We start from the raw sequence: 21,339 nt of genomic DNA on the forward strand, positions 1-21,339 counted from the left end.
AATGATCGCACGCACCAAGGGCTTTGGGGTGCTGCTCGAGTATGAAAACTCCGAAAGCGGAAGACCGATCAACCACTTCTACCGTCCATGACGGGCAATAGTGACCGTTCGATCATTCCCAGAAACGGATGGCAAGCGAGGCCACGCGGGCTCTCTGGAAATCGATGCTGGAACAGGAAGACGGCTCGCGGTCTGACGCAGTCCGCGACCGGCCGTCAGCCGGCCGCCCTATCGTCATGCGGGCTGGTAAAGCTCTATCAGCATCTGCTCGTTGTCGTGGATGAAGGCGAAGCGACTGCCGCCGCTGTTTGGAACCTCGCGAGGCGGGGAGACGACCGCAACACCCGTTGCCGCCAATGCCGCTACCGTCGCATCAAGATAGGGAACCTCTATGGCGAAGTGGTTGATGCCACCGATTTTCAGGTTCGTCTCGGCCCTGCGTCGAGTCGCGGCCATCGGTGCCGCCTCTTTGTTCTGGAAAAGTTCGAGTTTCAAGGCGCCACGGCCGATGAAGGCTGCTTGCACGCCCGACCAGCCGAAGATGAAAAGCCGATCGAAGCCGAGGTGCTCGACATACCAAGTCGCGCTCGCTTCCACGCTTTCGACGACGATGCCGACGTGGTGGATGCAAGAAAGTGCGGTCATTCTTGGCGTCCTTGTCGTTCGGGATTCAAGCGATTGCGGTCGAAAGCACTTCGCGCATCGTGCGGGGTGGCCGGCCGAGCAGCGTCTCCAGGGTCGGATCGGTGGCGGCGAAGTCGCCGCGACGTGCCGCCCGGAACACTCCCAGAAGGATGTCGGCATAAAAGGACGGCATGCCGGCTGCGATCCTGGCGTTCCGCCATTCGTCGTCGGAAATGATGGTGTGGCGCACCTCACGTCCGGTCACGTTCGAAGCGATCACGGCGATCTCCGCCATAGTGATCGCCGTGGTGCCGGTGAGTGGCGGCGTGATGCCGTTCCAGTCGCGGTCGGCCACGAGGATCGCTGCGTCGCCTTCTGCAAGGTCGGCACGCGCCGTCCAGCTTGTCGGGCCGTCCTCGGGGACGCGCAGTTCTCCGCTAGCCAGATCATCGCCGATCATCTGAAGGCAGCTTTCGGCATAGAAACCGTGGCGCAGCGAGGTGTATGCCAGATCGCTTTGGGCAAGTTCCGCCTCGGTTCCCGCGTGCTGATCGGCGGGGAGGAACGGCGAGCCGGCGCGCGCGCCCATGTGGCTGGTGTAGAGGATGCGGCGGACGCCCGCGCTCCGAGCGGCGTGGATTGCGCTTCGATGGAGCCGCAGCGCGTCCTCACCCAGCTTGTCGGCGGAAACGATCAGGACCTGATCGGCATTTGCGAATGCTCTCGCAAGGCCGTCCACATCGGTGAAGTCGCCGACCCGGACCTCGACACCCTGTGCCGCCAGATCGGATGCCTTGCTGGCATCACGCACGCTGACGGCAATCTGATCGGCAGAAACACGGTGGAGCAGGTTTCGAACCACAGCTCTGCCCAGCTGGCCCGTTGCTCCCGTGACGATGATCATGACCAAACCTTTCCAATGGAAACAGGAAAGTGTTATCATTGTTAGGGATCTGGTGCAATCACTGCTACCGGTCAGGCCGCATCAATGGTAATCGGCAACGTGGCGATGAGAACGGAAACCGAGCCGGAAACGCACGACGTTCGGACGCGTGTTCTCGAAGCAGCTTCCAGGCTTATCGCCACGGGTGGCATCACCGCTTTGACGACGCGTGCCGTGGCGTCGGCGGCATCGATCCAGGCCCCTACGTTGTATCGCCTGTTCGGGGACAAGCGGGGGCTGCTGAACGCGGTAGCAGAGCATGGGCAAGCCGCATTCATCGCCGACAAGGAGGCGATGCCACTACACCCCGATCCAGTGCAGAACTTGGCGAATGCGTGGGACAGCTACGTTACTTTTGGCCTCGCCAATCCGGCTGCCTTCGCAATCATGAATGAGGTGGGTGCGCCCGCTTCCGAGTCACCAGCCATGCTCGCCGGCATCGCTATCCTGCGCGAGCGGGTGGAACGCATCGCTAGAGCAGCGCGGCTGCGGATGCCCGTAGAACGCGCGGTAGCGTTGATCCACGCCGCCGGGATCGGCACGGTGACAACCTTGCTCGCGATCCCCGAGGCAGAACGCGACCCGCAGCTCTCGTCCGTCATACGAGACAGCGTGATCGCATCTATCGTCACCAAATCACCTGACCAGGACTATGCCGATCTCGCGTCATTAGCGGTAGGGCTGCGCGCCCACCTTGGCAGCAGCAAGGTGCTGACGCCTGGCGAATGCCTGTTGCTGAGCGAATTACTCGACCGTCTTGCCAGACCTAGCGAGGGTTGAGGGCTTCCCAAAAAAGAACGACGAGCGAGACGGCCCACGCAATCCCGGGATCGATTAATTCCCAAGAAGCCCGCTGCTACGCTAAAATGCACCTTCTGTTATTAACAGAACTCCCTGCTCCGGATGCAACATGCGCCCGCGGGCGGGGCGGTAGCTTGGGGAGCAGTGGATGATCGGAAGACGTAACGTCGTGGCTGGCCTATTCGCTGCCCCGCTATTCAACACGGCGGCAGACCTTGCAGCCGCCCCTGGCAGCGGATCGTTGATCTCGGTCAACGGAACGCGGTTATGAGTCGACCAGAGCGGCCCGAGGGACGCGCCGGTCGTTGTCTACATGCACGGTGGGCCGGGGGCGGGCGCACTGGATTTCGAGGACGCCATGAAGCCCGCGCTCGCAGGCAGGGTTCGACTGATAAGTGTCGATCAGCGCGGGGTGCTCCGTTCGGAACCGATTCCGAAGACAGCCAAGATCAGTGTGGCCACCATCGTTGCCGATTTTGAGGCACTGCGGGTAACGCTTGGAATCGATCGCTGGCAGGTGGTGGGACACAGCTTCGGCGGGATGCTCGCGTTACACTATGCCCTGACCTACCCGGACCGGGTCACTCGCCTGACGTTGGAATGCCCCGCCTACGACGCGGCAAGTTCGTTGCACTGGCTTTCCGCCTCGGCCGCGCAATTATTGAACGGCATAGACCCGGCATCGGCGTCGGCAGTCAATCGGCTTGCCGATCCAGCGACGAAGGTCGGACCGGGTTTTGTCGAGTCTATGAGCAAGGTGCTGTCGGCGCTGGGTGAACGCCGGCAGGAACTTTACGTAGCCCAGAGGAAGAATTTTGGGATGATGTCGCGGCTGGCGACACGTTCTGGCCTGCCGAAGGCGCGGTGGGAACAAGGGCAGGTGCCTGGCATGGCATTGATGCAATCGCCCGACTTCTACGAACCGATGCTGATGCGGGTCGCGGAGTGGAAGGGGACTATGCTGCTTGTGCGCGGAGCTGGGGACCATGCCGCCAGCCCCGAACAGATCGCAGCTATCGTCGCGATCGGTGGCAGGTTGGTCACCGTGCCGGACGCCGGGCATTTTGTGCATAACGAGCAGCCTAGAATACTCGCCGATCTGGTCACCACCTGACGCTGCCATCACGGTTCATTGGCTTTCTCAACTGGGAAGTCTGGCGAGAAAGCATCGGCGTTCTCGGAATCAATCGAATTTTGGGAACGGACGCATCCCCAGGAAGGGAGCGGCTAGATACGGAGCCGAATCACACGCCGATATTAAGCAACCATTGTTGACCTGCCGCGGCCATTCTCTAGTGATCGGATCGGCGGTCGGGCGTATCCCAAAGGCGTGGCTGTCCTTTGCGTAGAGGCGCAAACCTCACAGTTTTGCGTCAACCGATGGCGTAGTTGGCGCTACTGGCGAACGCTTGGCAGGCAGGGAGATACCCAACGAGGTAGCGCACCACCGAATTGCCTTCTGATGAACATTAGAAAATCCACCCCGTTCGCGACTTATTTTGCACACAGTCCTAGCGTTGTAGGAAAAGTAGACGACGACTTCACGGCCATTAGCCGCGTGTCGAGCCTTGAAGGGTAATATCGCACCGGGCCTTGAACCGACCGGATCTTGTGGGTTCCACGATATTAAGCCTTCTGCTTCGACCAACTGAGCGGCAAAATTCTCCGATGAAATATCGGCTGGTTTTTCGATCTGCTGGGCTACCATTTTATCGGGATTAGGCAGGGTCGTATTAAAGGTGGCTATAACGTGCAGCTTCTCGGCAGCGACGGTCAGCATCAGAAAAGCTATTAGCATTTTACATCTCCCGAACTAGGCGCGTGGAATCTGTCGTAATTGGGTGTTCGCGGCAATCGCATGTTTGCTAGACTTGCATCAGTAGTGCCGAATTGCGCGACTACGCACTCACGCGGGAGAGGTGGCCGTATGCGAAGTTGATCCGGATGCGCTTTCGATCTCCCGACAGCCTCGTGTAGGCTTCTTGGAAAATCACGTCGGCTCCGAACGGGTTGCACCACGTCGTGATGACGGCTGGGCTGCGCAACTCACGCAACCAAGTGTTCAAGCGCGCGAGCTCCTCCACCGAGAGCGGCTTACGCCAGAACCTAAACGACACCACCTCGTTACTGCGATCCCGCCAACGATATAGCACCTCAAGATTCTCAACCCCGCACCTGACAACGAGGTGCTGTTCCCCCATAGGCGGTTCAAGCGCCTCGAAAGAGCTGGGAGGCGGCGGGGGGGGAGGGAACGTGGTAGCTTGAGCGGCAAGTGCCGCAGAAGTCCTTACGAGTAGCTCTTGGAAAAACATCACCGGCACGCTCTACCCTCCCGCTGGGCGACTGTGATGACATAGGACCAGTATGTCGGCAAATGCTCGGCTCCCGACCAATCGATAGCCCCACCGGATTGATGCAATTTTTGATTTTGCATCACAGACGGGGCGTCTGGTGTTCTCGCAAAGGATGGTGAAACGAGAAATTTGACTAGACCCAACCGTTGACGAAATTGCCGTCGGACGACATATGCGCGGCAACGGCGATGGATTTCCGCCGGGCTATTTGGCCGAACCGCCCTCGCAAGGGCCGATGATTCCTACCAAGCGCCGCAAGGCAGCAAGGAGGAATCGTGCGAGCTACCTTTCGTAATCTCATTACCGAGTTGAACGTCGCGGCGTTCGTCCGCAACCGTCACGATCATGCCGTGTCGGTCATGCGTTGGGCGCTGATCCTAGCGCCAATGGCCGCACTCGTCGGAACGCTGTGCGCCGCGTTTCTATGGAGCCTCGAAGCGGTCACACGCCTGCGGTTCGCATCGCCTTGGCTGCTCTACCTGCTGCCGGTGGGCGGCTTTGTGGTTGGACTGCTTTACCATCTGACCGGCCGTTCGGTGGAGGGCGGCAACAACCTCATTGTTGAGCAAATCCACGAACCGGGCGGCGGTGTGCCGTTGCGGATGGCACCGCTGATCTTCTTCGGCACAGTGGTGACGCATCTGTTCGGCGGTTCGGCCGGCCGGGAAGGCACCGCCGTTCAGTTGGGCGGTAGTCTCGCCAGCGGCTTTGGTCGCGCGCTCAAGCTCGATGCAGACGGCACCCGCATCCTACTGATGGGCGGCATCGCGGCCGGGTTCGGCGCGGTGTTCGGCACGCCGATCGCGGGTGCGGTGTTCGCGCTGGAGGTGCTGGCGATCGGACGCGTCGAATATCGCGCACTGGTGCCGTGCCTGGTCGCAGCGCTGGTCGGCGACTGGACGTGCCTCGCTTGGGGCATTCACCACGGCGTCTACCGGATCGACGCGCTGGTGCCGGTCGATGCGCTGCTCGTCGCCAAGGCCGGCATCGCCGGGGTGGCGTTCGGGCTGGTCGGCCTCGCCTTTGCGGAAGCCAATCACGCGCTCGGCGGGTGGCTCAAGCGGATCGTCCCCTATGGCCCGCTGCGCCCCGTCATCGGCGGTATCGCAGTCATCGCGCTCGTCTACCTGTTCGGCACGCGCGACTATCTCGGCCTCGGCACGCTGGCGGCGACGCCCGACAGCCTGACCATCTTCAGCTTCTTCGGCCCTGACACGCATCCGTGGAGCTGGGCGCTCAAACTGCTTTTCACCGTCGTCACCCTTAGCGCCGGCTTCAAGGGCGGCGAGGTCACGCCGCTGTTTTTCATCGGCGCGGCGCTCGGCAATGCACTCGCCCCTATGTTCGGTGTGCCGACCGGCGTGTTCGCCGCGATCGGCTTCGTCGCGCTGTTCGCAGGCGCAGCCAATACACCGCTCGCTTGCACCTTCATGGGCATTGAACTGTTCGGCGCTGCCTATGCGGTGCCGATCGCGGTGGCCTGCTTCGTCGCCTACCTCTGCTCCGGTCACAACGGCATCTACCTGTCGCAGCGCGTTGCCGTGCCGAAAGTGTCGACAACCGGCCTTACCGCGAATGCGACGCTTCGCGAGGCGCGGGCGCACCGCGCCGCGCGCCGCACCCGCCCCTGATCCCCGCACCAATCGAAGGTTTGCCCATGTCCGATCGTTTCACCGTCCAGCATTGCGAAATCGGGATGCTGCGCATCTACATGAAGCCGTCCGACCGGATCGGTCAGCGCAGCCTGCGCACGCTATGGGGAGCCAAGCCGCTCTATCGGGAACTGATCCAAACGGCCAAAGCGGACGGCATCATCAATGCCGTTGCGCAACACACGCAATACGGATTCAGCAACCACGGCCCGATCCGTGAGCATGGATCGGAAATAGCTGATCCGCATTTGACGATCTGCGTCGAACTCGTAGGCGAGCGTGACCAGCTTGACCTGTTCTGCCGACGACACGGTGATCTGCTCGGCGACAAGGTGATCGTCTACAAACAGTTGGAACACTGGTCGGTTACGCCCTGGAACGGCCGATGATACTGCCGATTACCGGGTTAGTCGGGAACGGCCATAACGGCCCGACGTTGGGCGCGGATATACAACGGGAGAGACAACATGAAGATGCTGCTTGCGGCGTTGGCCACGTTTGCGATCGCGACCCCGGCCCTTGCAGACGACGACACCCCCACCCGTGCACAGCGCGCCTCGGTGATGAAAGCGGTTCGCGCCGCTGGTTGCACCAACCCCACCAAGATCGAGCGCGACGATGGTGGTTACGAGGTCGACAACGCACGCTGCAAGGGCGGCCTGTACGATCTGAAGTTGTCGGCGGACTTCAAAATCGTGTCGCGCGACAAGGACGACAACGACTGATCAATAGCGGCGCTCGCGCCATTGGGGCGAGCGCCGCATGATCGACTACGTACTGCTTATCGTAGGCGCCTTCGCGGCTGCCGCGATTTCCGGCTCGGCCGGGTTCGGCGGCGCACTGCTGTTGCTGCCGCTGTTGGACAAGGTTGTCGGCGTGACAGAGGCGGTGCCGCTGCTGACGATCGTCCAGATCATTGGCAACGGCGCGCGCGCCGGGATGGGCTGGCGGCATATCCGCTGGCGTCCCGTGTTACTGTTCCTCTCCGCTGCCATTCCCCTTCTCGATGCTTGGCGCACTCTCATTCGCGTCGCTCCCGACCGCACTCGTCGCCCGGATCGTGGGCATTGCGATCCTGCTGTTCGTCATCCTGAAAGCAACGGGCATGATCGCGTTCAAGCCGTCGCGCCGGGTGCTGGTGATCGGGGGCGGCGTCACCGGGTTGTTGTCGGGGCTGGTCGGTAGCGCTGGACCGCTCGGTGCTGCGGTCTTCCTAAGCCTTGGGCTTCCGCCGCTCGCTTATGTCGCAAGCGATGCAGTCGCCTCCATAGCGATGCATGGTGCCAAAACGGTCGTTTACGGCGCGACGATCGACCTTGGGCCGGCCTTCTGGCCGTTGGCAATCGCAATGGGTCTAGCGATGATCGCCGGCACTTGGGCAGGGCGATTGCTTATTAAGCGCCTACCCGTCGAACGCTTCCGCCAGTTCGTGATGTTCCTGCTCGCGCTGATCGCGGTCGAGATGATCATTATGGGATGACAGGGTAGGAACGGAAGCTCCCTGCTGAACCGGCCTTCCCAAAAAGGAACGTCTGGCGGGAACCTCGCCGCCTCGATCGCGCTGACGGACGCTTGTGGGTTTCGCTTTCCCAAAATCTGTTCCCTATTTAAGATTCCCGAAATTGCCAATTTCGATGGGAAAACGGGAAAGATTCTGATTGGCGATGCGCGTGTTTCGACGGCCGATCAGGACTTGGCGCTGCAAACCGACGCCCTGAACAAAGCCGGGTGCGAAAAGCTGTTCACCGATAAGGCAAGCGGCGCGAAAGCCGATCGGCCGGGGTTAGTGGAAGCCCTGCGCTTCGCGCGTGCCCGCGATTGCATTGTAGTTGGAAATTCGATCGCCTCGGCCGTTCGATCCAGGGCCTTATTACGCTGGCTGCGGACCTGTCGGCACGGAAGATCGACCTCCGAACACTAACGGACGGTTTCGGCACGTCCACGGCCTCGGGACGGCTACTGTTCAATATTCTCGCCTCCGTTGCCGAAATGGAGCGCGAGTTGATAAAGGAGCGAACAATTGCCGGTTTGGCTGCGGCTCGGAAGAAGGGTGGTATCGGCAGTGGCCGGAAATCGGCGCTGACGCCGGACAAGGTAGATACGGCACGCAAGCTGCTGGCGGGGGACGAGCCCGCCAAGGTCGCGAAGGTGCTACAAGTCAGCCTCTCGACCTTTTACTTTTCGTTTTTCGACGAGTGAGGGGGCAGACAAGGCGGATGCAGGGTGACATTTACCTCTGACGGAAGCGTGCCAATTACCGCTGATATCTACAAATATTGTTCGGATCGGTCGTCAGAAAGCCATAGCCGTTGCCGCGCTCGGTCGTACGCCAGATCCCTGCAAAGGCAAAGATTGGAAGGCTGAGTACGTCATTCCAGTGCAGCGACTTATTGCCGTCGCCAAGTGCCAGCCCGTATTTCGAAAACTGGGTACCGGGCACCGGCGTGCCGGCGTCGTCAGCATCGAGCGCGAGAAACTTGAGTTCAGATTTCGCACTTTCGTTACGAACTTGTAGGCTTAACCGAGGGATCACGCGCGCTGGCCACTTACGCCTGCACGCCCCACTCCATCCGCCCAAGTTTACGCTCAGCACCGTCCTGCACGATTGCGTTGCCGTAGAACGGGGTTTTCTTGCCGATCGGGAAGATGTCACCAACGGGGTATTTCTCGTCCTTTTCATAAGGAGGTCGGATACCGAAACGTGACCGCGAGGTCGACCTCCTCTGCCGCCATACGATACCGTTCGCATGCGAAGATATCCTTGGGGTTGGCGTCGACGAGGTTACTCGTCGGCGCCCACCTCTTACATTTTGTCTTTCAGCCCCTTGGCGGCCGTGAACGCAACCTTCTTGGAAGCAGCAATTGTGATCGCTTCACCGGTGCCGGGGTTGCGGCCTTCGCGCTCCGGGCGGTCCTTGACGGTGAACTTGCCGAACCCTGGAATCGAAACCTCCTCGCCCCTCACGGCTGCGGCCGCGATCTGGTCGAATACGGCAGTGATCGCCTTCTTCGCGTCGGCTTCGTTCGAATCGGTCGCTTCCGCGACGCCTTTAGCCAAATCACTTACGTTCATGTTTTTCGTTCTCCATTGGAAACACCGGCGGGACCTTAGCCATGGCGAACGGCGAGACAAAGGCCGTATTGGACAACACGGAGTGTCGCAACATTTCGCCTCATGCTAGATAAGCTCGCGGATCACGGTGTCGCCGAAGGTTCTGAGACCACCTTAGGGCGGGTGCGGATCGCCAACTTCGCGGTCGAAGCGAGCGCGCCCGGAACATCGATCTAGCTGCTGGCGGTGCGTTCGCGCGCGAGGCGGGAGTCCTCATAGTTATCGCGGATCGCGGAGTCGAAAGCCGTTCCACGAGCGCTGCCAGCGATGCTCGGCTGCATCCTTGATCATATGGCAGCGCTGACATAGCAGGCGCGCCCTTGCAGGGCGTGCCGTTGCCGGGATTAAGATCGGGGTGCGCACAGGGCCGCTGAGGCATGTCGTTCCTCTGATGACATCGGGTCCGAACATGGTCGACTGTGCCGTCGCCCATCTCGCGGAGGATCTGGTTTCCACCTCCACGATCGGAACCAACCGCGGGCTGGCCGCCATCACGCCATCAGGCTGAGGGGCGTGACGCAACGCGAACTCCGCCTCAAGGACAAGGTATCGAAGGCCAGAGTGACGAGCGGGAGGGTTTTCGCGGTCGGGGGCGATGACTACATGACGTACTCGGTAAGTCGCGTCGTGCCCATGGTGTGTCGCTTCAACAACCAGATACAGGTTCAGGTCGAGGTCGGCCGGCCGGTGTTCGCGGCCAATGGCGATAGCGGATCGCTTCTCTGCGACGAGGATGGGTTTGGACTCGGCATGCTCTTCTACGGCAGCACGGCAAACACTCCCAACCGGGTGGCTCTCACTAACTTCAGTTCCGTTTACGCGGTATTCGCGGAACTCTACGCTAACCTATTGCAGGGTGGAAGCAGACGGTTTTGGAGCTAGTCGCTATGCGTCCTAGGCACTCACGTGACGACGCGCGAAGGGCGAAGTTGGCTGCCGCCGCCCGTTTTTGAGAAGACGCGGACGTGACCAGCGTTGGTATTGGCATGACCGCCGACCGCACCGATTACTCGGTGACGATGACCGTCGCCAGCGCCCGTGCCCTCAAACGAATGCCGGTGAGCATTCTCAATGTTCCAATGCGGATCCATTAGCCCACACGCTACCGTCCCGTGTCATGCCTGAAGGCGCCGACCGTGCCGCCTCTGGGATAATTCGATTGGTCTCTACGGTGACCAAGCGGATTTGCGGGAACACCGTAAACGACGTCAGCCGACCGACGGTGCTCGCGTCGGATGCTCGACGCTTAGCGGTGAGGTGCAGGTCGTACACTGCCGTGTATCTATCGAACTCGGCTGCAAATGCCTGCTCTGATGTCGTAGCCTCGCATTCCGATCCTCATAATATGCCACCCGAGCTCCGAAGGGCCACTGACGGTGCTCTTCAGTATCGTGCCGTCGCGGCGAACGACCCGGAACGCCAGCATCTTCATCCTGGGCTTCCGGCAATCGACCTCCATGTGAGAGTCGGTCTGTTCACCCGCCTCGTTGACGCCTTTCAGCTCCATGTTGACGAACCTGATCCATGTATTGACGATGTCGCCGCTCCGGGTCGCCGATGTCCGATCATAGAGTCCGCCATCGGGCGTTCGCTGTATGGGGAAGGGCTGCCAATCTATGATCGTCGGAGGCGCCGCCTGCAGGGCGATGGCAAATAGGATCATGACATCACCTCCAGCATGTAGTTCTTGAGTTCGAGACGTTCATGCCTGAGTTCTCGGATGCGACGCAGGCGCAGGAGGGGCAGCGTTGCGAAAGCTCCCGTCATCGCCAAGCCAGCGATCGGGTGCGGCGACAGGATCTGGCCGGCCATGAGCAGCGTTGCGAACATCAGGACGCCGTGAAGCTTCGTGAACGAAGCAGTGCCGATGAACGCGGATGGACCAAGAAGCACGATGCCGTCCTGGCGTCCCGTAAGGTTGGCGGCACTCACGAGACTATCGTTGATCAAGTCGAGTCGCAGGATGCCGCCTTCGAGCAAGGCCATTTCCGACGGTAGTTCGTGCGTCGTGTGGCGTGCGTCCTCGTCTTCGACAACGACGCTGATCACGCCACGGTGATCCGTATCGACGAAGCCCCCGCCGCCGGTCACGAAACCGCGTCCGTCGCTAGCAAGTCCGAAGACGCCGGCGCTACGTCCGTGTGTGGTCGATTGCTGCTGGTAGGTCACGTGCCGTACCCGAGCGATGACGCATCGGCCGTGATATGTCGTGCCGCCTATGCGGCGGGGTTGGATCAACCAACTGCGCAGCCCGCCCGAGGCGGCTACACGTGCGCTCACCGCTTCGGCCCCTTCGGTCGCCAAATTGCCCAGATCTCGGTGCAGTCCGGCGTCGCCACCAGAATGGCCAAGGGCATCCGTTTTCATCTCACCCACGCGCGTTTCCCCTCGCGTCGGCGCCCGTTGACTGAATAGCCGGCGGCACCGCTTCGGTTGACGAAGCGGTGCCGGCCCGTGAGCCGGAAGTTGGAAACTCGCTATTAGACGAGCGCGGACGCCTTTGGGCCCGGGGGCCTTGGACATACGCGTCCGCCTCCCGGCCGAAACTGGTTCGGGCCGGGCGTTCGGCAACTAATAGCGAGGTTTCCACGCCTCGGTCCGCGTGCTCGCGAACCCTACGGTTGTAAGCCCAGATGGTGAGCTTGATCAATCCGTCATCTGCGGCTTGGTGGGCTTCGATGACCGAGTGGGCGATGTCCAGGCAGGAAACGTTCCGATCCGAGACCGGCGTGCGGATGCGTGACCTCGGCAAGGCCTCGGGTCGCGACGACGCTTGGACTTCGGCAAGCCCGATGAAATTTCATGATGTGACCGATCCCCCAAAACCGCGTCATCACCTGGTCATGGCCTAAAAAGCCGTCACTTCATTCAACGTCCATGGTTCAGGCGACTGCATCATCATCTACGGGTATCACGTGATTGGGGTGGCACAGACACAACCCATCATCCGAGAAGCTAGCGCTCGTAACCATGAGGTCACGCGCGCCAAAGGCGGGATGGTCCATGATCGCAGTTAGCGGCCGTCCTTCGCACGCAAGAGCCAACGAGTCCGGATGGTCGCCGTACATCGTCAGCTCTCCGTCGTCATATTGACCCTGAGGGAACTGGATCGACGTCCGCAGCACGCCCTCGATCCAGCTGAGGGAATTCGTGCATCCCCATCTTCGGATGTGCAGGGCACCACTCGGATCCCGAATTCGAGCAACGTGCGCGGACTGCAACGTCTCGAACGGATCGAGAGCGAGGGCCTGGACGAGTGCCAGAGAGGTTTCGGTCATCGTTCCGCTAGAACCGGATTTTCGAAACGCGGAAAGCGCAGCTTTCCGTCGCCGCTGTGCATGACCATGAAGCCGCTGATGATCCCGGATGTCAGCAACGGTCCAGACGGCGTCCGGCAAACTCGGCGATGACGAAAGGGAGTCGTCGAGGACCGTCATCACCAACTTGTAATGACGGGAGAAAGGCGGATCGGGTCGTTCATCGAAGGCGGCGGGATCCAAGCGCAGCCATAGCGGCGTACATCCGGCGCCGATCCGCTTCGAGGTCTCCTCCACTGCGCGGCGCAACGCTGCTTCGCGTCGTGCGATGGGCTCGCGGTTCCGTGCCGCTGCCTCGACGTGCCTCAGCACCCCTTCGGTTATAAAACCCAGGGAGGCGGGGGGGCCGTCAAACGCGGTTGCGGCGATGGCAATCGGCAAGATGAAATCTTCGAAATCCACGTCGATGGCGAGACGCTCGTCTTCAGCGAGTCCAGCGACGCATGCCCGTACGTCACCTGCGGTCGGCGCCTTGACGGAAGGTACGTCAAGCTTCTCGATCTTCGGCTTCAGTTGCGATAGCAATCGCTTGATGGCGCCGCCCGCCACCGCGTGTTCTCCAACGCGGAGTGCCGACGCGCCGTCCCAAGGCTTGCCGACCCATTCGATCCGATTTCTCGACCACCTGACCGACGAGCCGCCGCTTCGCGACGCCAGTGAATCGGCGTCGGCAGCCCGCAGGCGCCACCAAGCTCGGCTGGCCGGCATATCCGCGATGAGGCTTTCGGCAATCTTCGCTCCCACGACGAGTTTCCTTCCGCGCGCTAACTGATGATCAGATCGGTGTGTCCTGTGGCAAAGACGTCTGACGAGACGAGTAGCGTTGATCAGTAATTGATGACGTCATTACACCGGGCGGTTCGGTCCAGTTCTGCCCGAGGCGAAGGCCTGGACGCGACGTAAGTCGACGGCTGGTTCGCTCTGGCCCACGTCGATCAAGAAGGCGCCGGGTACCAAGCTCTCGATCCTGGCGACGATCCCGTCAATCGCGGCAAGGGCGCGTCGGAGATAGTCCGGACTGAAAGGCGCGTAGAGATCGGACACGTCATCGAACCTGGCGTGGCCGAGAAACATCTCGAGCTCCCCCCAAGCCTCCTGAGGCAGTTCCGCTCTGACGAGGTTGGCCACAGAACGCCTGATAAGCTTCATTCCGCTTTCGCCGTCACTCGGCAGGTCGAGTGCGGTCGCCATGCTCTCCCACGCCGACTTCACCGACTGCCCGCTGACCAGCATTCCCGTCGTAGCATCGAGGATCGCATGCATCGGTCCGCCGACCGGAACCACGGCGCGGTACTTCCGGGTCTGTCGTCGTCCCACGGGGTTGAGATTGAGTACGCTGCGTCCGCTGTTCCATTGACCGCGTTCCGGGGCGGTCGAGACGTCGTGCGCGGCGTCGGGGCGCGCCATGGTCGTCACGCTGATCCTGAGGAACGCGAGAAGCCCGCTTCGCTCGCGCTTCCGGCGCTCAATCTCCTTGTCGGAACGGGCGTCCGGCTGGAGGCAGTACCGAAACATCGCCGCCAGCTGCGGAACGTCGGCTCTGAACTGCGGAGTGCGGTTCACATCCTTGGGCTGCAGCGACCTGAACCGTGCCTTGATCCCGCCGCATTCGTTGATCGCCGCCGCGAGCTGGAGAACGCTGTTCTCGACGGTCGAGAGCGATCGCGTCCGCGTCTTTCCCGTCGGCGATACGATCGGTCGGGCCGCGAGCCATTTGCGGAAGCGCTCCACCCATGCCGCATCGATCCGGTCGCACTTGATCGTCGCCAGGTCCTTGTCGACCAGATAGAGCAGCACATGCTGAAGCCTGGCCCTGATGGCGTCGATGGACGGTTTATCGGCCGACAGCGTCAGATAATCCGCGATCGCCGCGCTGACGTAGACCCCGTCCGCGGCCCGGGGCTGGCCGCAGGTCGGGCAGAAAGCGTCTCCACGCGTGCGTTCTAGGTAGAGGCGATCGAGCGCAGCACGTGCGGCTGCGACATCCTCTGTGCGCGCACTAGCGCTTCGCTCGCGCTTTCGCTCGTCGTCGTACCAGACGATTTCGAACGCTTCGCGGTCGGCTCGACGGTAGAGCTTGTAGCCCCCACGCTGGTAGACCGGCTTGGCACGCTTCGTTGCAGGCATTGCTTCCTCTGATGGTCGGCGACGGCTCCTCGGAACGCGTCGTAGGCGCCCGTCTCGACGAGCAGGTTCAAGTCGTCGGCACTGAGCTGAATGCCACGCCCCGCCTCCAACTTGCGCGACAGGCGGCGATCGAGATCAGCGAGCCCCGGCAAGTGGCCCCCCAGGTTCAGACTGAGACCGATGGTTATCCATAACGAGATCGTTATGGCTAAGAATTTCGCTAATTGCAATGCCATAACGACGCGGTTATCGTCAGCCATGATTTCCATCCGAAAGGTTGAGGCGGTGATCGCCGGCATGTACGCGCTCGACGCGGCCACGGTGGTGCGGGCGAGACTGCAGCATCTCAACGTTCGCGACTTCCCTCCCGGGCTGCGGGTCGGAAAGGCCAAACGCGCCGGATACGGAGTGGCCGAGGTCTACGCCTATTCCGTCTGGTTCGCTTTGGCCGAGGCCTTCGTTCCCGGGGCGGTGGCTGCGGAAATGGTTCGCGATGCCTGGCCGGAACTCGTCCGGGCTCTCCTCGCATCCGCAAAGCCGACGTCGGTCCCAGGTCACCGCGGCGACACCTTCGTCTGCGTCATTCCGGCGGCCCTGGCTGCGGCCGGGCCCGCGGGCGGCCGTCACGTGACCGCAGCCGATGCCTGGGATCTTCGGATAGTTGCCGGGAACGACCTCGTTCCATTGGTAAGCGGCGCCATCGGCGGCGCATGGTTTCTCGACGTCGTTGGCCTTCTGACGCGGATGATCGACTGGCTCGGTGTCGGACCGATGGCGGTCGACGCCGACACCGTGCGCTCGGAGTTCGAGGATCTGCTGCTTCTCGACGGGTGGGTCCCGAGGCATTCCAAGGCCGAAGGGGTGCAGGCACCGCCGCCCGTCAAACAGGCCGAGGCTCGTGTAAGAGGCGAACGGTTGTGCGAGGCCGACTACTATTTCACGCGCGCGATCGCCATACTGGATGGGCTCGGGTCCGGCACCGACGCCACCAAGCTCAGTGCGCGCGCCATGCGCTACCTTCGCTACCTCGAGGATCCCGCACCGCGGGAGCGGTGGAAGGCCTGGCCGCGCGTGACCGGATCGGACGTTCCGTTCTGGTGGGCTCTAGCCGCGCTTGTGCAGGCCCGTCACGTGGACGTCCTTCCGCACCTTCCCGCCACGCTGCTCGCCGCCGCGGCAAATGCGCTCGGGGACGTCGGCGACACGACTGCGCAGATCACAATGCTTCGAGGGGCGGCCGAACGCTACCGCGGGATGGAACTCGACGAGACCTGAGCGCGACGGTCACCCTCGCGACCAGATATCGGCGGGCCCGTCACCCGGCTTCGTTCATCTGCTCATCCGGCCGGCGGCCGCGACGCCGCCCCGCCGCAGTCGGGTAGCTTGAGGGCGGGCGTCGCGCGGAAGTCCGCGCCTTCGGATGCGGCGGTCGAACCTCGCGTCGCACATCGGCACCGGAGCCTGGCCACGTCATGTCTCCGGCCGCGTCTTCGCTTTGAGCATTCGATTCCACGACTCGCAGTCCAGGCTCGAGGCCGATCCGGGCATCCCGCGCCTGTCGCAGGGCGCGGAGCCGGTCACGGTCGCCGATCGTCGGACGCCCCACATGCCTTCGGGCATTCCCATTCGGTCTTTTTCGTTGGCGTAACCAACGGGAGACGGGAAAATTAATGCATTTGAAATTGGCAAGCCCCGGCAGGGCTGCCCATGCGCACGATCCTCTTCATCGGATCGTCGGCTTCAGCATATCTTTCTGTACGCTGCCAAGCGTTACGAAAGCGCTGACGAAAGCGGTTAACGTGAAAAATTCGGCCGACGACGGCGGTCCTGCGCCGGACTCCCGCGCCGGGCGCAGTCGATGGTCCGGCGAGTGCCGCCGGGCTCTGCATTTCGAGCGATGCAATTGAGGACGGAAGGAAGGGGAAAATCCTCCGGAGGTCTTCGTCGAGCATCAGACATCCGCGCCCCCGGGCGCCATAAAAGGAAACATCATGACCAACGCATTCGACCAGTACACGATGAACCACATGATCGTCGCGCTCAGCCGCGAGATGACCCCGCGCGGCGCGAAGCCTAACCCCAAGGTCGACGCGGACACCGTCTTCATCGGCGGCCCGCGTCCTACCGAGGCGGATCAGGCGTCGCTGGCGCGCTTCGGTCTCGACAAGAACTACAAGGTCATTTTCCCCTCGTTCGATCTTGACGCCCCCCACGCCGGTCCGGTCGGGTTCCATGTCGTCGTCACGGACGGGCTCACGCGCGTGACGACGCTGCAGGACGGCCGCCTTTGGAAACGCGATCGTCGCAGCCCGGCGGTCCTCGTCTTCGCGGAGATCGGGGCGGTGGTGAAACTCAATGCGAACGGCCAGATGGTCGTTCGTGACATGCGTGGGCAGTTTCACGATCACGGATACGAACTCGCGCTCGAAGCCGTGCGCGCCGGCGCCGGCACGCAGCCCGGAACCATGCCCATCGTTTCGACGATCGGCAGCATGCTTGCGATCCTCGACGCCAAGATGATGTCATACGCGCACGCCGTCGCCGAATGACCCGTCGACCCGGCGGCCGCCAGCCGCCGGGTTCGATTCCGACGCGACGTCGGATCGCGTCAGGTCTTCGCACGATTTCCTTCGTTCCCGGATGTGGTAAGGGCAAGCCGAGCGGCGATTCCCGACCGCGATGGGCACGTTGTGGCTGACAAGTTCGAAGACCTGCGTACCTACATCGCGATAGTCGAGGCGGGCGGGATCAACTCCGCTGCGGCGAAACTCGAGATCGCCAAGAGCGCAACGAGCCGGCGCCTGTCCGACCTGGAGGACCGCCTCGGGGTCACTCTCATACAGCGCACCACCAGGAGCTTCGATCTGACGGAAGCCGGTCGAACGTTCTATGGCGAGGCACGACGGATCCTGGACGACATCGCGTCCGTCGAAGAGCGACTGCGCGTCGGCGTTGACGGAGACGCGGGGCAACTGGTCGTAGCAGCGGATCGGGGACTGAGCCGGCTGCTGATGCCCGCGATCGCCTCCTTCCACGCGAAACATCCCGACACGCGCATCTCCTTCCGCTCGGATGTCGCCAATGCGGGCGCAGACACGCTCGTGGTCACGACTGATCGGATCGATACGGTGCGGTCGGGTCGCGAAATAGGCCACTTCCGTGCGTTCGTCTTCGCATCGCCGGCGTATCTGGCACGGTCGGCGCCTCTGCGAACTCCGGCGGATCTCGCCGATCATGACGGCGTGCTGGTCGCTGCGGCGAGCCCGTCGGCCTGGATCTTCGGTTCCGGCACCGAGATACTGCCGCGGCGGGCCATGACCGTGCCTGACGATGACGCGGCGCTGGCCGCCGCGGTCGCCGGCCTAGGTCTTGCCCGACTACCGGAGTTTCTGGCCGATGCGGCTGTCCGCGCGGGGGATCTCGTCGGTTGCATCGCCGATCACCACGTCACGACCGTCGTCAACGCCTTCAAGCCGAGCCGTCCCTCCGGCGGTGTCGATGGACTGCTCGACCATCTGCTGGCCTCGCTGATACGCGCCTGAAGCGGCCCGGGTTACTGCCACCGACTTGTACCTTCAAGGAACCGGCGGCTGTAGCGGAGCGGTGGTCCGTGTGCCACGTCAGAAACGGCATGCTACATCATCGCGTGAATGTCGCCAGCATGCCCCTCAACTGACCATCGAGCCTCAAACGGGCACCGTGAAGCTGATCCAGCATAACTCTCGCTTCGTCCTGGTGCAGCGTCATGGCATCACGGTGGATCTCGGCGCCGCGGAACGTCAGCAGATCAAGGGCGATGATCCAGTGGCCGTGGTGGTCGATCGTCACAATGCCCGCGCCGTGACACAGGAAGGACCGGAGCCGGTGAAGATCGGTGAACTCCTCGATAGCCTTCGCTACCCTGACCCCCTCCTGGGAAAACGGACCGTTCCGATCGACGACGGCCTTCAGAGCGGCGAAACGCTGCCCAATCAGATGTGGAAGCAGGCTCCGCGCGCCCTGGATGGCCACCTCGGCCAGAAACGCGAGCGCTTCGCTGACGACCGTCTCTGCCAACGCGAACTCGGTGATGAAGCGACCGCGCCATAGAGCGGCCGCGTCACAGGGTGCCTGAAACGCATCGCCCCTGTATCGTCTTGAGGTATCGTTGGCGTGCATTCCGTTGACGTAAGTCGGCTTAGTTACGAATGCCTTGAGATGGTACGCAAGACAATCGCAAGCCGCGGTCGCCACCCGCGGTCGCCACGCCGCTTGCGCCACGCGACGTGCGTCAGGGTGATGTCCGGCAGCAGAGTGCGTCACGAACCCGGGCTCAGGCATGATGGCGCAAAACTGCTCGATGCCCAGTCTCTCGCTGCCGTTGGTTGAAAGGCCGGCGTCGCGTAACACGATCTTGCAAATCCGGTGGAATTTACACGAAAAACTCGCAGCGCTACTTACCAGCCGCTTCAGTCCATCTGGAAGGCCACCAAGACCACTTCGGATCGGGCGGGCGACCGCGTGCGCCGTCTTCCTGGCGTCGTTGTGTGAAAAGGGTATCTACCCCGGGTTTGGCGACTCGTTAGGGTTGAGCGGGCGCGCGCACGTTTCCGGAGGAAGGGGAATGCAAGGACCGGTATAGAATGCTACTTTGCCGGCCTATGCGTTCCGAAATCGATCATCTTCCGGCAGACAGGCAGCGCGAACTGGCTGAGATTCAACGTATCCTGTTTGACGAGTTCAAGGACGCCCTAGCCGGCAGGAACGCTCCCCGATTAAAGGCGGGCCGCATCCTCAAGGTGATCCTGTTCGGCTCGTATGCGCGGGGGGACTGGGTGGCCGACCCCGTCGGCGGATACTTTTCCGATTTCGACATCCTGATCGTGGTCAACCACGAGGAGCTCACCGATTTCGTAGACTTCTGGGCTCTGGCGGACGACCATCTCGTGCGGGAGCACATGGGGACCGGCCGGCTGCAAACGCCGGTAAACTTCATCGTACACGACCTGGCTGACCTCAACCGGCAACTACGCCGGGGCCGGCCGTTCTTCAGAAACATAGTCCGTGATGGGGTCATCCTGTACGAGGCGCCGGGCAATCCTCTCAATCAGGCGACGATGCTTTCGGAGGAGGAGGCGCGACAGGAGGCGCTGCTTCACTTTCAGGAATGGTTTCCAAGTGCCGTGAACTTCATCGAGGCGGGAGAGTTCCTGCGTGGAAAACCCGCGCCGAAAGAGGCGGCGTTCCAGTTCCATCAGGCAACCGAAAGGCTCTATCACTGCGTCCTGCTCGTGCTGACGCTGTACAGTCCGAAGTCGCATAAGCTGAATTTTCTGCGCTCACAAGCCGAGCAGCTCGCTCCGTCGCTGATCACCGCTTGGCCGCGCGATACGCGGTTCGCTCAGCGTTCGTTCGAGCTGCTTCGGCGCGCGTATGTCGAGGCTCGCTACTCTCCGCATTTCCGCGTGAACGGGGAGGAGCTGCAGTGGTTGTCCGAACACGTGGTGATTTTGAGAGACGCCGTGGAGGAAGTCTGTCGGGTCAGGCTTGCCGAGTAGGCTCGCTACGCAAGTTGTCGAACCCCGCACTCTCGGTTAGCACGGTGATACCGGGCGCCGTGAAGCAACTGTTCGTTCGACTGTCGGGGGTCCTTGCGGACGAAGACGCGGAGCGAATGGTAGATAGCGGACCTTCACAGAGGTTCCAACGCCCGGTCCCCCTCTTGCGTCCGACCTGACGATGCTTCAGGTTCCCGGCTTCGACGGCGCCGGCCGTGGAGGGGTGTGGAAGCCCTTGTGATGGATGCAATCCACCCGGTTGATTTCGGGTGTTCGTGGAGACGCGCGTTCCGATGCCGCTCCCCGTATGCAGCACAGGTGTTCCCATGCTCGCGCAGGAAGGGTGGAACGACGCCGTGCGAAAGAATCCCGAGATCACGTCAGACGAGCTCGACCTTGATCAGAGATATCGGTCGTTGTCGCCATGGCTGGAACACAAGCTCTCGATGCGCTTCGGCTCGACCGCCGACGTCGACGACATCGTCCAGGAAAGTTTCATCAGGCTCGGGCGCTACAGCGTGGAGGACCGGTCGCGCCATCCGCGGGCGCTTCTCCTGCGCATCGCATCCAACCTCGCGAAAGACCGGCATAGACGAGAGGTGCTGCGCGGACATGGCCGCACATCGAACCTGGACGACTGTGCGGTTCACCCGCCGCCGACACTCGTGTCGGCGGCGGACCAGGATTTCCTTCTGGATCTCAAGATCACCATATTGCAGCTGCCGGACCACCTGAGACAGACCTTCCTCCTCGCCCGCTTCACACCGATGACGCATGCGGAGATCGCTCGGAAGCTTGGCATCTCGACCAAGACGGTGGAATGGCGCATCAATAGAGCGGTTACGATATGCCTCGAGCGGCTTGGGCGATGA

General features: G+C 62.0%; 23 protein-coding genes, 2 pseudogenes and 1 riboswitch. Of the genes and pseudogenes, 14 read left to right on the forward strand and 11 right to left on the reverse strand.

Going from position 1 to position 21,339, the window contains the following annotated elements:
* Nucleotides 1–234 precede the first annotated feature (234 nt).
* Nucleotides 235–645 (reverse strand): VOC family protein, encoded by a 411-nt coding sequence (locus O6Y00_RS00320; RefSeq protein WP_353440685.1) that lies wholly within the window; start codon nt 643–645, stop codon nt 235–237.
* Nucleotides 646–670: 25 nt separating this feature from the next.
* Nucleotides 671–1,567, reverse strand: a complete 897-nt coding sequence (locus O6Y00_RS00325; protein ID WP_353440686.1) for an SDR family oxidoreductase — start codon at nt 1,565–1,567, stop codon at nt 671–673.
* A 45-nt stretch (nt 1,568–1,612) separates the two neighbouring features.
* On the opposite strand from O6Y00_RS00325, the gene O6Y00_RS00330 reads away from it, so the two are divergent.
* Nucleotides 1,613–2,347 carry a TetR/AcrR family transcriptional regulator gene (locus O6Y00_RS00330; RefSeq protein ID WP_353440687.1) on the forward strand — a complete coding sequence of 245 codons (735 nt, stop codon included), beginning with the start codon at nt 1,613–1,615 and terminating at the stop codon, nt 2,345–2,347.
* Between the two features lie 331 nt (nt 2,348–2,678).
* Nucleotides 2,679–3,482 (forward strand): annotated as a pseudogene (locus O6Y00_RS00335) (alpha/beta hydrolase); the annotation flags it as partial.
* 246 nt (nt 3,483–3,728) lie between these two features.
* Here O6Y00_RS00335 and O6Y00_RS00340 read toward each other — a convergent pair.
* Nucleotides 3,729–4,148 carry a hypothetical protein gene (locus O6Y00_RS00340; protein ID WP_353440688.1) on the reverse strand — a complete coding sequence of 140 codons (420 nt, stop codon included), beginning with the start codon at nt 4,146–4,148 and terminating at the stop codon, nt 3,729–3,731.
* A 749-nt stretch (nt 4,149–4,897) separates the two neighbouring features.
* A riboswitch (Fluoride riboswitch) is annotated at nt 4,898–4,974 on the forward strand.
* Between the two features lie 23 nt (nt 4,975–4,997).
* Here O6Y00_RS00340 and O6Y00_RS00345 point away from each other — a divergent pair.
* The 5 genes and pseudogenes from O6Y00_RS00345 (at nt 4,998) to O6Y00_RS00365 (ending at nt 8,573) form a co-directional block, all read left to right on the forward strand.
* A complete protein-coding gene (locus O6Y00_RS00345; protein WP_353440689.1) occupies nt 4,998–6,353 on the forward strand; it encodes a voltage-gated chloride channel family protein in 1,356 nt (451 codons plus the stop codon).
* Nucleotides 6,354–6,379: 26 nt separating this feature from the next.
* Nucleotides 6,380–6,763 (forward strand): DUF190 domain-containing protein, encoded by a 384-nt coding sequence (locus tag O6Y00_RS00350; protein WP_353440690.1) that lies wholly within the window; start codon nt 6,380–6,382, stop codon nt 6,761–6,763.
* A gap of 78 nt (nt 6,764–6,841) precedes the next feature.
* Entirely contained in the window at nt 6,842–7,099 is a 258-nt protein-coding gene (locus tag O6Y00_RS00355; protein ID WP_353440691.1) for a PepSY domain-containing protein, read from the forward strand.
* A gap of 281 nt (nt 7,100–7,380) precedes the next feature.
* Nucleotides 7,381–7,854, forward strand: coding sequence for a sulfite exporter TauE/SafE family protein (locus O6Y00_RS00360; protein WP_353440692.1), 474 nt, complete (start codon nt 7,381–7,383; stop codon nt 7,852–7,854).
* A 171-nt stretch (nt 7,855–8,025) separates the two neighbouring features.
* Nucleotides 8,026–8,573 (forward strand): annotated as a pseudogene (locus O6Y00_RS00365) (recombinase family protein).
* A gap of 55 nt (nt 8,574–8,628) precedes the next feature.
* Here O6Y00_RS00365 and O6Y00_RS00370 read toward each other — a convergent pair.
* Together O6Y00_RS00370 and O6Y00_RS00375 are read right to left on the reverse strand one after the other, a co-directional pair.
* On the reverse strand, nt 8,629–8,907 hold the full coding sequence (locus tag O6Y00_RS00370; protein WP_353440693.1) for a hypothetical protein: 279 nt from the start codon (nt 8,905–8,907) through the stop codon (nt 8,629–8,631).
* A gap of 270 nt (nt 8,908–9,177) precedes the next feature.
* Nucleotides 9,178–9,447 (reverse strand): HU family DNA-binding protein, encoded by a 270-nt coding sequence (locus tag O6Y00_RS00375; protein WP_353440694.1) that lies wholly within the window; start codon nt 9,445–9,447, stop codon nt 9,178–9,180.
* A gap of 552 nt (nt 9,448–9,999) precedes the next feature.
* Between O6Y00_RS00375 and O6Y00_RS00380 the strand changes: the two genes are divergently transcribed.
* Nucleotides 10,000–10,368: a hypothetical protein gene (locus O6Y00_RS00380; protein ID WP_353440695.1), complete on the forward strand. Its 369-nt coding sequence runs from the start codon at nt 10,000–10,002 to the stop codon at nt 10,366–10,368.
* Between the two features lie 400 nt (nt 10,369–10,768).
* Here O6Y00_RS00380 and O6Y00_RS00385 read toward each other — a convergent pair whose 3' ends face one another.
* Together O6Y00_RS00385 and O6Y00_RS00390 are read right to left on the reverse strand one after the other, a co-directional pair.
* Nucleotides 10,769–11,149 carry a hypothetical protein gene (locus O6Y00_RS00385; protein ID WP_353440696.1) on the reverse strand — a complete coding sequence of 127 codons (381 nt, stop codon included), beginning with the start codon at nt 11,147–11,149 and terminating at the stop codon, nt 10,769–10,771.
* On the reverse strand, nt 11,146–11,862 hold the full coding sequence (locus O6Y00_RS00390; protein ID WP_353440697.1) for a hypothetical protein: 717 nt from the start codon (nt 11,860–11,862) through the stop codon (nt 11,146–11,148). Before O6Y00_RS00390 ends, O6Y00_RS00385 begins: the two co-directional genes overlap by 4 nt.
* A 302-nt stretch (nt 11,863–12,164) precedes the next feature.
* On the opposite strand from O6Y00_RS00390, the gene O6Y00_RS00395 reads away from it, so the two are divergent.
* Nucleotides 12,165–12,338 carry a hypothetical protein gene (locus O6Y00_RS00395; RefSeq protein ID WP_353440698.1) on the forward strand — a complete coding sequence of 58 codons (174 nt, stop codon included), beginning with the start codon at nt 12,165–12,167 and terminating at the stop codon, nt 12,336–12,338.
* 30 nt (nt 12,339–12,368) lie between these two features.
* Here the strand turns inward: O6Y00_RS00395 and O6Y00_RS00400 are convergent, their stop codons facing one another.
* Together O6Y00_RS00400 and O6Y00_RS00405 are read right to left on the reverse strand one after the other, a co-directional pair.
* Nucleotides 12,369–13,547 (reverse strand): hypothetical protein, encoded by a 1,179-nt coding sequence (locus O6Y00_RS00400; protein ID WP_353440699.1) that lies wholly within the window; start codon nt 13,545–13,547, stop codon nt 12,369–12,371.
* 102 nt (nt 13,548–13,649) lie between these two features.
* Nucleotides 13,650–14,930 carry a hypothetical protein gene (locus O6Y00_RS00405; RefSeq protein WP_353440700.1) on the reverse strand — a complete coding sequence of 427 codons (1,281 nt, stop codon included), beginning with the start codon at nt 14,928–14,930 and terminating at the stop codon, nt 13,650–13,652.
* Between the two features lie 258 nt (nt 14,931–15,188).
* Here O6Y00_RS00405 and O6Y00_RS00410 point away from each other — a divergent pair, with 258 nt between their 5' ends.
* Nucleotides 15,189–16,205 (forward strand): hypothetical protein, encoded by a 1,017-nt coding sequence (locus O6Y00_RS00410; protein ID WP_353440701.1) that lies wholly within the window; start codon nt 15,189–15,191, stop codon nt 16,203–16,205.
* A 392-nt stretch (nt 16,206–16,597) separates the two neighbouring features.
* On the opposite strand, the gene O6Y00_RS00415 is transcribed toward O6Y00_RS00410, so the two are convergent.
* On the reverse strand, nt 16,598–16,882 hold the full coding sequence (locus O6Y00_RS00415; protein WP_353440702.1) for a hypothetical protein: 285 nt from the start codon (nt 16,880–16,882) through the stop codon (nt 16,598–16,600).
* Nucleotides 16,883–16,921: 39 nt separating this feature from the next.
* On the opposite strand from O6Y00_RS00415, the gene O6Y00_RS00420 reads away from it, so the two are divergent.
* Both O6Y00_RS00420 and O6Y00_RS00425 read left to right on the forward strand, forming a co-directional pair.
* Nucleotides 16,922–17,479 (forward strand): hypothetical protein, encoded by a 558-nt coding sequence (locus O6Y00_RS00420; protein ID WP_353440703.1) that lies wholly within the window; start codon nt 16,922–16,924, stop codon nt 17,477–17,479.
* 141 nt (nt 17,480–17,620) lie between these two features.
* Nucleotides 17,621–18,472, forward strand: a complete 852-nt coding sequence (locus O6Y00_RS00425) for a LysR family transcriptional regulator (protein ID WP_353440704.1) — start codon at nt 17,621–17,623, stop codon at nt 18,470–18,472.
* 97 nt (nt 18,473–18,569) lie between these two features.
* Here O6Y00_RS00425 and O6Y00_RS00430 read toward each other — a convergent pair whose 3' ends face one another.
* Entirely contained in the window at nt 18,570–19,319 is a 750-nt protein-coding gene (locus O6Y00_RS00430) for a hypothetical protein (protein WP_353440705.1), read from the reverse strand.
* A 251-nt stretch (nt 19,320–19,570) separates the two neighbouring features.
* On the opposite strand from O6Y00_RS00430, the gene O6Y00_RS00435 reads away from it, so the two are divergent.
* Nucleotides 19,571–20,467 (forward strand): nucleotidyltransferase domain-containing protein, encoded by an 897-nt coding sequence (locus O6Y00_RS00435; protein WP_353440706.1) that lies wholly within the window; start codon nt 19,571–19,573, stop codon nt 20,465–20,467.
* Between the two features lie 326 nt (nt 20,468–20,793).
* Entirely contained in the window at nt 20,794–21,339 is a 546-nt protein-coding gene (locus O6Y00_RS00440) for an RNA polymerase sigma factor (RefSeq protein ID WP_353440707.1), read from the forward strand.

It is taken from the genome of Sphingomonas faeni, from assembly GCF_040407565.1.
Lineage (GTDB): Bacteria > Pseudomonadota > Alphaproteobacteria > Sphingomonadales > Sphingomonadaceae > Sphingomonas > Sphingomonas faeni_F.

Excerpts from the sequence above, each read along its gene's own strand:
- O6Y00_RS00320 (WP_353440685.1), bottom strand. The coding sequence starts at position 645 with ATGACCGCACTTTCTTGCATCCACCACGTCGGCATCGTCGTCGAAAGC.
- O6Y00_RS00325 (WP_353440686.1), bottom strand. The coding sequence starts at position 1,567 with ATGATAACACTTTCCTGTTTCCATTGGAAAGGTTTGGTCATGATCATC.
- O6Y00_RS00330 (WP_353440687.1), top strand. The coding sequence starts at position 1,613 with ATGGTAATCGGCAACGTGGCGATGAGAACGGAAACCGAGCCGGAAACG.
- O6Y00_RS00340 (WP_353440688.1), bottom strand. The coding sequence starts at position 4,148 with ATGCTGACCGTCGCTGCCGAGAAGCTGCACGTTATAGCCACCTTTAAT.
- O6Y00_RS00350 (WP_353440690.1), top strand. The coding sequence starts at position 6,380 with ATGTCCGATCGTTTCACCGTCCAGCATTGCGAAATCGGGATGCTGCGC.
- O6Y00_RS00355 (WP_353440691.1), top strand. The coding sequence starts at position 6,842 with ATGAAGATGCTGCTTGCGGCGTTGGCCACGTTTGCGATCGCGACCCCG.
- O6Y00_RS00360 (WP_353440692.1), top strand. The coding sequence starts at position 7,381 with ATGCTTGGCGCACTCTCATTCGCGTCGCTCCCGACCGCACTCGTCGCC.
- O6Y00_RS00375 (WP_353440694.1), bottom strand. The coding sequence starts at position 9,447 with ATGAACGTAAGTGATTTGGCTAAAGGCGTCGCGGAAGCGACCGATTCG.
- O6Y00_RS00385 (WP_353440696.1), bottom strand. The coding sequence starts at position 11,149 with ATGATCCTATTTGCCATCGCCCTGCAGGCGGCGCCTCCGACGATCATA.
- O6Y00_RS00395 (WP_353440698.1), top strand. The coding sequence starts at position 12,165 with ATGACCGAGTGGGCGATGTCCAGGCAGGAAACGTTCCGATCCGAGACC.
- O6Y00_RS00405 (WP_353440700.1), bottom strand. The coding sequence starts at position 14,930 with ATGCCTGCAACGAAGCGTGCCAAGCCGGTCTACCAGCGTGGGGGCTAC.
- O6Y00_RS00410 (WP_353440701.1), top strand. The coding sequence starts at position 15,189 with ATGATTTCCATCCGAAAGGTTGAGGCGGTGATCGCCGGCATGTACGCG.
- O6Y00_RS00415 (WP_353440702.1), bottom strand. The coding sequence starts at position 16,882 with ATGCTCGACGAAGACCTCCGGAGGATTTTCCCCTTCCTTCCGTCCTCA.
- O6Y00_RS00420 (WP_353440703.1), top strand. The coding sequence starts at position 16,922 with ATGACCAACGCATTCGACCAGTACACGATGAACCACATGATCGTCGCG.
- O6Y00_RS00435 (WP_353440706.1), top strand. The coding sequence starts at position 19,571 with ATGCGTTCCGAAATCGATCATCTTCCGGCAGACAGGCAGCGCGAACTG.
- O6Y00_RS00440 (WP_353440707.1), top strand. The coding sequence starts at position 20,794 with ATGCTCGCGCAGGAAGGGTGGAACGACGCCGTGCGAAAGAATCCCGAG.